Origin of the sequence: Pseudomonas fluorescens (assembly GCF_902498065.1) — a bacterium.
GTDB classification, from domain to species: domain Bacteria; phylum Pseudomonadota; class Gammaproteobacteria; order Pseudomonadales; family Pseudomonadaceae; genus Aquipseudomonas; species Aquipseudomonas fluorescens_BJ.
The window spans coordinates 375,779-389,240 of the sequence record NZ_CABVIR010000006.1 but is presented as its reverse complement, the minus strand read 5'-3'; the positions used below and the strand labels follow the sequence as shown (position 1 = coordinate 389,240).

Genomic DNA, 13,462 nt, shown 5'->3' with positions numbered 1-13,462 from the left:
TCCCGAACTCAGCAGTGAAACGATGCATCGCCGATGGTAGTGTGGGGTTTCCCCATGTGAGAGTAGGTCATCGTCAAGATTAAATTCCGAAACCCCTATCTGCGTATGCAGGTAGGGGTTTTGTTTTAGTAGAAGTCACCAATTTTGCTGGCACGTTAGGACGTAACGGGCTGGTCACAGAATTTCTTGACGACCATAGAGCATTGGAACCACCTGATCCCATCCCGAACTCAGCAGTGAAACGATGCATCGCCGATGGTAGTGTGGGGTTTCCCCATGTGAGAGTAGGTCATCGTCAAGATTAAATTCCGAAACCCCTGTCTGCTAACGCAGACAGGGGTTTTGTCGTTTCGGGCTTGCTAAAAGCCCGATAGGCCGCCTCGGAGGAAGAAAAAAGTTCAGGCCAGATCGACGCCATATACCGAGGTGCCTGGGTTGACGAGTTACCTTTGTTCTCGATCATGTCCGTTGGCGTGCTCAAGGCTTACCGATGTTGCAGGCAGTGATTGCAGGATTTCGTAGGAAGTCGCTGAAGTCAGAGTTGAAGTGCTTACTGGCTAAGCCCGCCTCGCCCGGAAAACCCGCGAAACAATAATTCAGACCTGCCGTTCCAGTGTCACCCACCATCGGGAGCGGTAGCGCAGTTGCACCGGCAAGGTCCACGCAAGGGTGGCCAGCAGTGTGTCGGTGTCCTCCAACCGGAAGCCACTGGACAGTCGCAAGTCGGCAATATCTGCCGCACATGTCAGATAACCATTGCGGCAACGCGGGTGGAGACATGAACGCAACAACCCGATCTTCACAAATGATAGTTACTCGCATTTCTGCCAAGGGGCGGGAAGTTTGCAACTGCCTCGCGAACAACCGTCATCACAAAAATGTTACTCAGCCGCTCTAGCACGCCGTTCGGCGGGTATCTGACGGAAATACCGGCAATTTCGTACAAATCCCTAAGATTTATCCGGTTCGTGCCGACAGACTGGTGAGACATGCGTGCACCAAAGTAGAGCGGCCATAGAAGCTGCTTGAGCTGTACATGGAATGTTGCAACCCGGAACGCATCCCCACTTTCTGCATAAGAAGTCCCATGAAATGAATCTCAAGTTCAGCCATAAAATTTTGTTGGCCGCCTCCGGCGTCGTGGTGCTGGCTTTTGCGTTGTTCACTTTGTACAACGACTATTTGCAGCGAAATACCATTCGGCAAAACCTCGAATCCTCTGTCCAACAGGCCGGCGACCTGACCGCAAGCAGCGTGCAGAACTGGATGAGCGGTCGCGTGCTGGTGCTGGAAAACCTCGCGCAAAACGTCGCTCATCAAGGCGCCAGGGCCGATCTGCCAGGTCTGGTTGATCAACCGGCCTTCACCTCGAACTTCCAGTTCACGTACGTCGGCCAGACCAATGGCGGGTTCACTCAGCGCCCGGACGCGAAGATGCCAGACGGCTACGATCCGCGTCAGCGGCCCTGGTACAAGCAAGCGGTTACCGCCGACAAAACCATGCTGACCCCGCCTTACATGGCCGCCGTCGGTGGGCTGGTCGTGACCATCGCCATGCCGGTGAAAAAGAACGGTGAATTGCTTGGCGTAGTTGGCGGTGACCTGAGCCTGGAAACCCTGGTGAAAATCATCAACTCGGTGGACTTCGGCGGGATTGGCCATGCGTTTCTGGTCAGTGCCGACGGCCAGGTAATCGTCAGCCCGGACAAAGATCAGGTCATGAAGAACCTGAAGGACATCTACCCCAACGCCGGTCTGCGCATCGAAAAGGGTAATCAGCAAGTCACCCTGAACAACCAGGAGCGCATCCTCTCGTTCACCCCGGTCAACGGTTTACCGAATGCGGCGTGGTACATCGGTCTGTCGATCGATAAAGACAAGGCCTACGCACCACTGAGCCAATTCCGCACCTCGGCGTTGATCGCGATGTTTATCGCTGTCGCCGTCATTGCGGTGCTGCTGAGCCTGCTGATCAACGTGCTGATGCGTCCGCTGACCACCATGGGCCGCGCGATGCAGGACATCGCCCAAGGCGAAGGCGACCTGACTCGTCGTCTGTCCGTGGAAAGCAAAGACGAATTCGGCGAACTGGGTGGCTCCTTCAACCAGTTTGTGGAGCGAATTCACGCATCGATTTCCGAAGTGTCCTCGGCGACCCGGCAGGTCCATGACTTGTCGCAACGGGTGATGGCGTCGTCCAACGCATCGATTGTCGGCTCTGACGAGCAAAGTGCGCGCACTAACAGTGTGGCGGCGGCGATCAACCAATTGGGTGCCGCGACCCAGGAAATCGCCCGCAACGCCGCCGATGCTTCGCAGCACGCCAGCGGCGCGAGCGAGCAAGCCGATGACGGGCGTCAGGTGGTGGAAAAAACCATTCTGGCAATGACCGCGCTGTCGCAGAAAATCAGCCTGTCGTGCACGCAGATCGAAACCCTGAACGCGAGCACCGACAACATCGGGCACATTCTCGATGTGATCAAAGGCATCTCCCAGCAGACCAACTTGTTGGCGCTTAACGCCGCCATCGAAGCGGCCCGCGCCGGTGAGGCCGGTCGCGGTTTTGCGGTGGTGGCGGACGAGGTGCGCAACCTGGCGCATCGTACGCAGGAGTCGGCTGAAGAGATTCACAAGATGATCACGTCGCTGCAGATCGGCTCGCGTGAAGCGGTGACCACCATGAATGCCAGTCAGGTCTCCAGCGAAGAGAGCGTTGAAGTAGCAAACCAGGCGGGTTTGCGTCTGGTCAGCGTGACGAAGCGCATCGGTGAAATCGACGGGATGAACCAGTCGGTGGCGGCAGCGACCGAGGAGCAGACTGCAGTGGTAGAAACCCTCAACGTCGACGTCAACCAGATCAATCTGCTGAACCAGCAGAGCGTGGCCAACCTCAATGAAACGTTGAAGGATTGCGATGCGTTGTCGTTGCAGGCGAATCGGTTGAAGCAGTTGGTTGATAGCTTCAAGATCTGACCGCGTTATCGTTCAATTGCGGGCAAGCCCGCTCCCACAGGATTTTTTGGCGAACACAAAGTTTGTGTCCAGCCGGGAAACTGTGGGAGCGGGCTTGCCCGCGAAAGCGATGGCTCAATCACCACCAAACTGAAGTTTTAAATAAAAAACTTCAGCACATTATTCATCGCATCATCGGCAAACCCCTGCACAAAATCCTTGAACCCCGGCAGCGCCTCGGCACCGCCCTGGGCCGGTTCGGCGATGATTGTCCACGTCGCCCGGGACTTGCCCTCACCCAGCACTTCAACCGTCATCGCTGCCCACAAATTAGCGACGCCCAGCGTGTTGTAGATCGTGGTCCAGGTCATGCTCCGGGCCTGCTCATCCCGCGAGTTGAGTTGCTCGACCACCAGGTTGCCGTCCTTGAAGAATTTTTTGCGCAGCGATGAAACGCCTTCGCCGGTCATCTCGATGTGCGACAACGCCGGGATGAACTGATCGAAGCCGGCAAAGTTGCCGACCACCGCCCAGACTTTTGTGGCCGGCGTCGGCACGTCTACTGAAGACACGACGTGGCAGCCTTGAGGGTTTTTGATCAGGGTATCGGGTTGCAGGTTTTTCATGGTTTTGCTCCGCTTGAGTGAGTCAGATGAAGTTGATTTCTTTGAGGTAATCGCAGCCGCGACGCAGCAGCGCCGGGGATTTTTCCGGGTAGTGCGCGCCCATCTGCCGCACGCCGGCCTGAGCGTTGTCATGGCCGATCATTGAGATGTCGCCGATGTCTTCTTCGAAGCCGTTGAGGTAAAAACCGAGCACGCCAAACAGCGCGTTGTCGCTGTCGACCCGACCCAATTGCTGCTGCCAGTCCGCGACACTGACCATGGAAAATTCCCGACCCGCTTCACGGAAGGATGCGACGTAATCGTCCCAACTCAGCGGTTCGGGGTTGTGCAGGTTGAACACCGCTTTTTCCGCTGAATATCGGCTGGCGTGGAAGGCGATGAAACGGGCGAGAAAATCCACCGGCATCAGGTCGAAATTCAGGGCGAATTCCGGCACCTGACCGAGCTGGATCGAGCCTTTGAGCATCAGCATCAAACGGTTTTTGTGCGGCTGGCAGACGCCGCTCAGGCTGTTGAAACTGATGTTGCCGGGGCGGTACAGATTGACCCGAACCCCGCGCTCCCGAGCCCTTTCCAGGATTCGTTCGCCGACCCACTTGGAGAGGTTGTAGCCGTTCTTGATATAGATCGGCGGGGTCTGCGCGGCGGGCAATTCGAGCACCCGGCCGTCAGCGGAAATGGTGCTCGATGCCGACAGCGTCGAGACGAAATTGAAGATTTTTTTACTGCGTCCTTCGCACAGACGCAGGCACTCGAAGATCGGCTCGACGTTGTCCCGCGCCAGCGACTCGTAATCCAGCACGTGATTGACGTTGGCGGCGTTGTGCACCAGCGCGCCGTATTCGCGATCCAGGCGCTCATAAACGTCCACCGCGAGTCCCAGCGAGGGCTGTGTGATGTCCGCCGCGTAAACCTGCACCCGGCTCAAATCCAGATGCTCCAAACGGTTTTCCCGCAATGCATGACCAAAGCGTTCCGCCGCCGATTGCCCGCCGCCATCGCGCACCAGACACGCCACTTCGCTGGCGCCCCACGCCAACAACGCCTCGACAATATGCACACCGACAAAACTGTTGGCGCCGGTGACGATCACCTTGTGCACATCGCCCATGCGGCTGACGGGCAACGGCTCGATATCCAGTTCGCGGAAGGCATCCGCCATGGCCTGTTCGCTCAACACCTCTTCAGTACCGGAGCCGCGCACCAGTGTCGCCAGTTTGGTGATCGTCGGCAGTTCGATGAAGCGGTTGATCGAGATGCTGCGACCGAACTCTTCACGCAGGCGCAACAGCATGCGCGACAACAAGATCGAGTGGCCGCCGAGATTGAAGAAACTTTCGTCGGTGGAAATGTCGCTGGCCGGCAGCTCCAGCAGCTCGGCCCAGATCTCCAGCAGCAGCGCTTCGTCGGCACTGGTCGGCAAGCGTCGCTCGGTGTTTTCGGCGAGGCTGACAGGCAAATTCAACAGCGCTTGGCGATCGACTTTGCCATTGCTGGCGAACGGCATACTCGCCAGTTCGGTCCAGGCCATGGGCTGCATGTAGTCCGGCAGAAACCGAGTGGCGTGCGCTTTCAGCGCTTCACGCGCCGCGCCCGGTTGCTCTTCCTGAGGTTGGGCGAGGAACGCCAGAATCCGCCGTTGGCTGTCGATGACCACGGCCACCTGGCGGTACAGCTGACTGTCGCGCAGGCAACGTTCGATCTCCTCAGGCTCGACCCGAAAGCCGCGAATCTTCACCTGATTGTCCCGGCGTCCGCATAGCTCGATGCCGGCGCCGGTCCACTTCGCCATGTCGCCGGTGCGGTAGGCCCGCAGGCGCTCACCGCTCGGCAGGTTCACGTTCACATAGCGCTCGGCGGTCTGCTGCGGATTGTTCAGATAACCCAGGCACACGCCCGGTCCGACGATGTACAACTCGCCGACGGTCTGTTCGGCCACCGGCTGGAAGTCCTCGTCGAGAATCAGCACCTGACTGTTGGCGATGGGCGCGCCGAGGGTGCGATTGCTGTCGCCGGCACGCAATTGCCGCGCAGTGATCAGCACCGTGGCTTCGGTCGGGCCGTAGAGGTTGTAGAGATTTCCCTGGCGGGTGAGCTGCTCGATGACATAGGGTTCGCACACATCGCCACCGGTCATCACGTGATCGAGCACCTGCAACTGCTCCAGCGGCAGAATGCTCAACAAGGCCGGCGGCAAAAACGCGTGGCTCAAACGTTGGTGGCGGATCAGCTCCACCAATTGCAGCGGATCACGGCGTTGATCATCGCTGGGCACGATCAGCTCGGCGCCCTGCAACATCGTCGGGAAGATATCGATCAGCGACGAGTCGAAACTCAACGACGAAAACTGCAGCGCGCGGCTCTGCTCGGTCAGTTGCACATACTCGGCGTACCACGCGGTGAAGTGCGCGAGGTTGGCCTGGCTGAGCAATACCCCTTTGGGATGGCCGGTGGTACCGGAGGTGTAGAGCGCCATGCACGGCGCATCGAGGTCCGGGCGCTGGCGCATCAACGGTTGGTCGAAATCCACGCCGTCGATGTCGATCGCGCTGATGTCCAGACTGGGCATCTCGAACGCCAGTGGATGCTGCCCGTCGTGCAGCAGCAACACCGCGCCGGCATTCGACAGAATGTAGTGCTGACGTTGCAGCGGATGGCTCGGTTCCAGCGGCAGATACACCGCGCCGCTGCCGAGAATCGCCAGAATCCCCGCGTATAACGCGCTGCATTTCGGCAGGCAAATGCCGATCACCCACGGCCCGTCGAGTTGCTCGAGCATTGGCTGCAAGCGCTGCTGGATAGCGCGGCTGTGCGCATGCAGTTGCCGATAGCTGAGGGACGTGCCGGCAAAGTTCAGCGCCGGTCTTTCGGCGGACTGCGTGAAGCGCTGCTCAAGCCGCTCGATCATCGGTACCTGAGCGAGTTGCAGCAACCGAGGGTCAGCAGTGGAATTGAGCCGATGGATGAAGGCCAGGCGCTCCAGAAACCGCAGACTTTCCACTTGCTCGAAGTCCGCCGGGGTCGCTGGCTCGGCCAGTAGAAAATAGTCGGCGTCCCGCGAGAAACGACTGACCAGCAGCGCTACATGGTCAACCAGTTCCGCCACCGCCCGCAGGCGCAATGCCTGGCCGTTGCCCGAAGGTTCGTCGGCAATCGGCACGCGCGTCAGCAACGTCGAACCGTGCAAACACAGCAGGTCCAACGACGGAAGGCCTGAAGTCTGCGGCACGCCCATACCCAGTTGCAGCGTCAATCGCGATGTCGCGCTGAAGTCCACAAATGGCAGGCTTGTGTCATCGATCAGCAAATCAAACGTATACGCCGCAGGCTGGCCAACCTCCTCAATCCGCGTCAGTGAATGACCGTGTTGTTCGAGCTCCAGCGCCAGGTCGGTCAGGGCCTGGCTCTGCCCGATGAGCAGAATGTCGAGACGTCTCATGATGTACTCCTCGTTAAACCAGGTAGTCGCTCAGGGCTTCTTGAACGCACGGCGAATCGAGCAGCGAACTGCTGCGGAAAAACCGCACGATGTTGGCGACCAACGGGTGATGGCGGTTGATCGGGAAGGCCAGCCCCGACACTTCGCGCTTGAGTGCGCCGCGCGCGGCTTCGCTGATTTGCAAGGACTCGATCAGGCGGAAGTCGAACGACTTCTGAATGTCGTTGGTCAGGTAATGCCCGATAAACACCGGCAAGATCTGCGCGATGCATTGGCGGTCTTCTTCGCTTGCGGTGTGCCAGTAGATGCGCACCAGCCGCGCCCAGAACCCGGAGTGACGCCCCTCGTCGAGCAAGTGATCGGCCATCAAACCCTTGATCGATTGCTTGACCGTGTCGTCCTTGGCAAACGCCGCCACATCGCCGGTGACGGTGTTCTCGGCGATGGCCACGCAGATCAATTCCACGGCGCTGCGCAGGTGTTCCGGCGCGAGCGCCACGGCGGCCGGAATCGCCCGGCTCAGTTCGATTTCATCCGGCAGGTCGATGGGCGTGATGCCCGTCATGGCGACGGTTTGCTGCATGAAATCCATCGCCACCAGCGCGTGGTAATCCTCGTCCACCACCACGGTCATCGCGTCGTAACGGCAGGCGAACGGGAAGGCCACGGCAAAGCGGTTCTTGGCGATGCTGCGGGCGGTTTTGTCGACGATCTCGGTTTCGAAAATCACCACGTCATTGATGAATTTGTAGAGCGTCTGCACCAGGGCGAAATCCCGTTGCTCCGGGCATTCGCGCAGAAAAGTTTCGCTCAATACCAGCGGTTGGCGGCTGAGTGGGTAGATCAGCTTCGCGTCGTTCTCCAGTACGCGGCGCGGGCGGGTGCGGATGGTCGCGCGGCTTTCCCAGGCGTCGGCGAAGGATTGGTAGTCGGCGGCGTTCATGCGTTCATCTCCGCCACCGGTTCGCTCATGCTCAGGCGCAGGCCGTCCCACAGGGCGATACGGTTCTCCACGGCAGCGAGGGCGCTGGCGTAGACGTCTTCTTCTCGTTGTGGATCGCCATTGACCAATCGCGCGAGGAGTTTTTCCGCTGCCGGGCCGTGGTCTTCGGAGTCGACTTCGATGTGCCGTTCCAGGTAGTAACGGAAGGTCGGCGCCTGTTCGATGCCGATGCCCCAATCGTCGAGAATGCGCTGGAACATTTGGGGAATGACGCTCTCGCGCCCGTGCAAAAACGCCGCCGCAACGCTGTGGCCGGGCGCATGCAGCGCGGTGTGCAAGGTGTGGCGCACGAACTGCGCAGCGGCCGGATCGACCTCCACACTCTGCAACGCCACGTCATAACTCACGCCTTCTTGCTGCAGCGCCACGAAGCGTTCGACGGCGGCCGTGCTGGCACCCACTTCGCGCATTGCATCCAGATACAGTTCGAAATGGCTGTAATGGCCGTGGGAAGGACGATCATCGGACTCTTCGCCAAGCACGATCTCGTTGATCAGGCGCGCCGCCTGCGGATCGCTCGGCGGCAGCCACGGCAACTGAACGCAGGTCAGTTCCTGTTGCAGGCGCTTGGTCAGCGACATGAAGTCCCATACCGCAAACACATGGGATTCCATGAAACGTTGAAGCACCGAAAGCGAATGTATTTCAGAGAAAATCGGGTGAGCGCTAAGTTCTGCTTTTTTCTGATTAAGACGGTCTTTAGTCGATTTCATGGCGAGCCTATAAGTGATCCGTAGTGAGGGGTATTCAGTAAGTAACGGTGCTTTCATTAGTCTGATGGCGAGCGGGCGCCTCAAATGAATTGATCGGCGTTAGTTACATATAAGTCGTGCGGCCAGGGCTTGCAGGCCTTGGTCAGTGGTGGCGGAGAAAAACTAATACACGAATAAAGTGCTGGGCAAGTTATTTTTATACTATTTTAAAGTTTAACTTTTTCGGGCGTGAAAAGTTCCGATAAAACTTTTTGATCGGGTTTTATTTGGGCGTAGTTGCTCCTTCCGGCTTATATAAGTCGAAATCGAAATAAAGAGTGAATGCCTCACTCGAAGCAACTTTCTAAGGGTGATCGTTAGTGTCATTTGAGGGGTGGAAGTTGGCCGGGACGCCGCTGCTTCCTTTCCCGTGGCAAGACTCCTTCCTTAGGTTCTTGATATGGGGACAGCGCCGCTCATGCGGGGCGTCGCCCGTTTGTTATTCGTTGGCAGACCAAGAGTGAGCGTAAATCAAGGCAGCCGCTATCACCGACGCGTCATAGGGTCAGTGCAAGGGTCGGGTTTAGGAGGAAGGGGGTGAGGCGCGGCAAGCGCAGGCGAACAGGTAGCCCTGCTCGTGCCCTTGCCGGGGTGATTATTTATTTCGAGGTTTTACTGCTTTGTGCTTCGGGGCTGTCGAGATAGCGGGTGATGACCTCGACACCCCGGTTGAGGTGCTGTTCGAGCAGCTTCACCGAGCGCTCGATGTCGCGGCCTTCTACTGCTCGCAGCAACGCACGGTGATCTTCCTGGGACAGTTTGCCCAGCCCCATGGCTTCCAGGTTGAAGCGCAGGAAGCGCTCTTCTTCATTCAGGCCGTCTTCGACCAGCTTCAAAAGCCGACGGTTCGGCGCCTTGCAATACATCGACATGTGGAACAGGCGGTTAAGCCGGCCGATTTCGGTGTAGTCGTGTTCCGTTTCCAGTTCGTCGATGTAGCGGGCCGCCTGCTCCAAGTCTTCGGCGGTGAGCAAAGGGATCGACAGGCGCAGGGCTTCGGATTCCAGAAGGATCCGCAATGCGTAAGTCTCGACGGCGTCGCCCTGAACCAACGGCGCGACCACCGCACCTTTGTGGGCGACCACGTTGAGCAGCGCTTGCGCTTCGAGCTGGCGCAAGGCTTCACGGACCGGCATGCGGCTGACGCCGAACAGGTCGGCCAGGTCTTGCTGACGAAGGGCCGTGCCGCAAGGGATGCGACCATCGAGAATGGCGGCACGCAGGGTTTCTTCGATGACCGAGCGTGCCAGATGAGCGGGAATCGGCCCGTTGACCTTGATACTGCTGAGAGGGTTGGGCTTCTGTGTCACTACAACGCACCCTGAATGACTGAGGAAAATTTGGATCCAAGAGGACACTAGTGACTGCCTGATGGGTTGTCAAACGTACAGCGGGCCACACTCCCAGTTTAGCCGGCCCACAGTGATCTCACCGTGCCATTGTCTTTTAACAGGCTAACCTTCACCATCAATCGATTCCACCTGCCCACCCTGGATGCCTCGCATTGGCGGCACGTTTCGCGATCCCTCGGACCTTGCGCTGGTTGTGCTGCGCGTTGCTGCTGGCCGGTGTCATTCCGGGCGGCCTGCATGCCGACTGGGATTTTTCCCTGATCAGCCGCCGGGCGCAGGCCTTGTATGGGCCATTGGGCGAGGGTCGGCAGCGTATCGATGCCTGGCAGCAATTGTTGGCGACGCACAAGCAACTCGGCGAGCTGGACCAGCTCAATGTGGTCAACCAATTCTTCAACAAACAGATGCGCTATGAAGAGGACATCGACCTGTGGCACGAGGTCGATTATTGGGAAACCCCGATCCAAGCCCTGTGGAAAGGCGCCGGTGATTGCGAAGACTACGCCATCGCCAAGTATTTCAGCCTGCGCCGTCTCGGCGTTTCCAGCGACAAGCTGCGCATTACTTACGTAAAGGCCTTGAGCCTGAATCGCGCGCACATGGTGCTGACTTACTACGCCAGCCCCGAAGCCATGCCGCTGGTGCTCGACAGTCTCATCGATGCAATCAAGCCTGCCAGCCAACGTACCGATCTATTGCCGGTCTACGCTTTCAATGCCGAAGGGTTGTGGTTGCCGGGTGCCAAGGGCAACAAGAAAGTGGGCGATACCAAACGGTTGTCTCGTTGGCAGGATGTGTTGAAGAAAATGCAGGCGGAAGGATTCCCGGTCGAAACGATTAACTAGGAGCACGCGCTCAGATGTCTTTGTTCAAACAGCTATTGATCGCTATTTGTCTGTTCCTGGTGGTCGCCTTCACCGGCAGCTTCATGGTCAGCCTCGAGAGCTCGCGCACCCAATACGTCAACCAGTTGCGCTCCCACGCCCAGGACGCCGCGACGGCGTTGGCGCTGTCGCTGACGCCGAACATCGACGACCCGGCGATGGTCGAGCTGCTGGTCAGCTCGATCTTCGACAGCGGCTACTATGCGAGCATCCGCGTGGTCGATCTGTCGAACGACAAGGCCCTGGTCGAACGCAGCGGCATCCCGGCGGTGAACAACGTGCCGGACTGGTTCGTCAAACTGATCGGTCTCGAACCGGCCGGCGGCGATGCGATTGTCAGCCGTGGCTGGGAGCAGGCTGCACGGGTCGAAGTGGTCAGCCATCCGATGTTCGCGCTGGCCAAGCTTTGGCAGAGCGCACTGGGCAGCCTCGGCTGGTTGTTGCTCTGCGGTGCGGCGAGTGCGGCGCTGGGCGCGTTGCTGCTGCGCCGGCAATTGAAACCGCTGGACTACATGGTCCAGCAGTCCCACGCCATTGCCCGCCGGGAATTTCTCAGCCTGCCGGACCTGCCGCGCACACCTGAATTGCGTCGAGTGGTGCAGGCCATGAATCAGATGGTCGAGAAGCTAAAGGCGTTGTTCCAGGAGCAGGCCGAGCGCAGTGAAAAACTGCGCGCCGAGTCCTATCAGGACAACCTGACCGGGCTGGCCAACCGGCGCTATTTTGAAATGCAATTGAACGCACGGGTGAGCAACCCCGAAAAGGCGAGTTCGGGTTATTTGTTGCTACTACGGGTCAAGGATCTGGCCGGACTGAATCAGCGCTTGGGTGGCCAACACACCGATGATTTGCTGATAGCGGTCGCCGAGCAACTGTCCCGCGAGTGTGCCAAATACCCCGAAACGCTGAACCTCGTTACGCGGATCCGCGGCGGCGAATTTGCCGTGCTGGCGCCGGGACTGCTGCGCGCAGAAGCGTTGCAACTGGCGCAACACCTCGACAGTGCCTTGGCGAGCCTGCATGCGACCGGCGCCACCGACGTGGCCGCAGTGGCCTTCATCGGGCTGGCGCCTTTTGTCTATGGCGACGCCCCGCAAGCGGTACTCGGGTTGGCGGATCAGGCCTTGGCGCAGGCCGAAGGCCTGGGTGATTCACGGTGGGTGTGCCTGGACCACGCAGCGTCGGCCACTGTCGGCGATGATCATCATGCCTGGCACAGCTTGCTCGATCAGGCACTGAAACAGCAGCGTTTCGAACTGTATTTCCAGCCGGTGGTGGCCAGCCAGGACACGGCGCTGGTGCTGCACTACAAAGTGCTTTCGCGCTTGATCGACGAGCAGGGCCAAGCGATCCCTGCCGGCCGGTTCCTGCCCTGGATCGAGCGTTTCGGCTGGAGTGCGCGCCTGGATCGCCTGATGTTGGAACGGGTGCTCGAGCAGATGGCCGACCATGAAGCATCGTTGGCACTGAACCTGTCCTCGGCGACGCTGGCCAATCCGCAGGCGCTGGGTAAAGTCTTTGATACTTTGCGTGCGCATGCCCATTTTGGGCCACGGCTGACGTTGGAAATCGGTGAGGAGCAACTACCCGAGCAGGCTGAGCTGGAAGAACTGACGCGGCAGCTACGTGAACTCGGCTTCTCGTTGAGCCTGCAACACTTTGGCGGGCGCTTCAGCATGATCGGCAACTTGGCACGGCTCGGATTGGCGTATTTGAAGATCGACGGCGTTTACATCCGCGCAATTGATCAGGAGAGCGACAAGCGTTTGTTCATCGAGGCGATCCAGCGGGCGGCGCACAGCATCGACTTGCCGTTGATTGCCGAGCGGGTCGAGACAGACGGGGAGTTGGCGGTGATTCGCGAGATGGGGATTTACGGCGTGCAGGGGCAGTTGTTTGGTGAGCCGAAGCCTTGGGGATAAGGCCCTGAAGTTGCTTTGTCTGTGCTGACGCCATCACGAGCACAGACAACGACAACGGTTGGATCAGATCAACCCCGTCTCATCATCATCAATCAATTGACTCAACCCACCCAACGCTTCCCGGGCCTGGGACCGGTCCATCAGTTTGGCTTGTGCGGCGGCCGGCAGGTCGGTGACGCGGATCACGCCTTTATCAGTCAGCACCTGAATCAGGTCGTCGAGTACCCGGATCATGTCCAGGTCACTTTGCCTCAATTGCTTGAGTTGTTTGATTTGCTGCAGTTGTTTGTGACTGGTGGCCACGACTTCGCTGGCGAACCAGGCTTGAAGGTCTGGGTGATCGGCCGGGAGCGTTTCGGTGGAGCCGATATAAGCCTCTGCTTCCACGCGCATCAGCTGGCCGTCTGCATTGCGTTGCACGTAGAACATTGAGCATCCCTCATGAATGACCCACATCGGTCTGTCAGCAGCATAGCCAACGGCGCGTTGTCTGGTGTTCAGTCGTCGTAAAACAGGCTTATAAAATTAAGTA

At 58.8% G+C, this 13,462-nt stretch carries 9 protein-coding genes, 1 rRNA gene and 1 pseudogene; 4 read left to right on the top strand and 7 right to left on the bottom strand.

Annotated features, from left to right (window positions below):
- Positions 1-185 precede the first annotated feature (185 nt).
- A 5S ribosomal RNA gene (gene rrf, locus F8N43_RS22025) occupies positions 186-301 on the top strand.
- Positions 302-596: 295 nt separating this feature from the next.
- Here rrf and F8N43_RS22020 read toward each other — a convergent pair.
- Positions 597-767 (bottom strand): annotated as a pseudogene (locus tag F8N43_RS22020) (peptide ABC transporter substrate-binding protein); the annotation flags it as partial.
- Positions 768-1,092: 325 nt separating this feature from the next.
- On the opposite strand from F8N43_RS22020, the gene F8N43_RS22015 reads away from it, so the two are divergent.
- Positions 1,093-2,973: a methyl-accepting chemotaxis protein gene (locus F8N43_RS22015; RefSeq protein ID WP_150632968.1), complete on the top strand. Its 1,881-nt coding sequence runs from the start codon at positions 1,093-1,095 to the stop codon at positions 2,971-2,973.
- Between the two features lie 137 nt (positions 2,974-3,110).
- Here F8N43_RS22015 and F8N43_RS22010 read toward each other — a convergent pair whose 3' ends face one another.
- From F8N43_RS22010 to F8N43_RS21990, 5 genes are all read right to left on the bottom strand, one after another.
- Positions 3,111-3,578 carry an SRPBCC family protein gene (locus tag F8N43_RS22010; RefSeq protein ID WP_150654364.1) on the bottom strand — a complete coding sequence of 156 codons (468 nt, stop codon included), beginning with the start codon at positions 3,576-3,578 and terminating at the stop codon, positions 3,111-3,113.
- Between the two features lie 22 nt (positions 3,579-3,600).
- Positions 3,601-7,017, bottom strand: coding sequence for a non-ribosomal peptide synthetase (locus F8N43_RS22005; protein ID WP_150654363.1), 3,417 nt, complete (start codon positions 7,015-7,017; stop codon positions 3,601-3,603).
- 13 nt (positions 7,018-7,030) lie between these two features.
- Positions 7,031-7,960, bottom strand: a complete 930-nt coding sequence (locus tag F8N43_RS22000; protein WP_150632965.1) for a diiron oxygenase — start codon at positions 7,958-7,960, stop codon at positions 7,031-7,033.
- Positions 7,957-8,733 carry a DUF3050 domain-containing protein gene (locus F8N43_RS21995; protein ID WP_150654362.1) on the bottom strand — a complete coding sequence of 259 codons (777 nt, stop codon included), beginning with the start codon at positions 8,731-8,733 and terminating at the stop codon, positions 7,957-7,959. Before F8N43_RS21995 ends, F8N43_RS22000 begins: the two co-directional genes overlap by 4 nt.
- Positions 8,734-9,371: 638 nt before the next feature.
- Positions 9,372-10,082 carry a GntR family transcriptional regulator gene (locus tag F8N43_RS21990; RefSeq protein ID WP_150632963.1) on the bottom strand — a complete coding sequence of 237 codons (711 nt, stop codon included), beginning with the start codon at positions 10,080-10,082 and terminating at the stop codon, positions 9,372-9,374.
- A 194-nt stretch (positions 10,083-10,276) separates the two neighbouring features.
- Between F8N43_RS21990 and lapG the strand changes: the two genes are divergently transcribed.
- The gene (gene lapG, locus F8N43_RS21985) at positions 10,277-10,969 is read left to right on the top strand and encodes a cysteine protease LapG (RefSeq protein WP_150632962.1); all 693 of its coding nucleotides are present in this window, start codon (positions 10,277-10,279) and stop codon (positions 10,967-10,969) included.
- A gap of 14 nt (positions 10,970-10,983) precedes the next feature.
- A complete protein-coding gene (gene lapD / locus F8N43_RS21980) occupies positions 10,984-12,930 on the top strand; it encodes a cyclic di-GMP receptor LapD (protein WP_150654361.1) in 1,947 nt (648 codons plus the stop codon).
- Between the two features lie 63 nt (positions 12,931-12,993).
- Here lapD and F8N43_RS21975 read toward each other — a convergent pair whose 3' ends face one another.
- The gene (locus F8N43_RS21975) at positions 12,994-13,359 is read right to left on the bottom strand and encodes a tryptophan synthase subunit beta (protein WP_150654360.1); all 366 of its coding nucleotides are present in this window, start codon (positions 13,357-13,359) and stop codon (positions 12,994-12,996) included.
- Between the last annotated feature and the right edge of the window lie 103 nt (positions 13,360-13,462).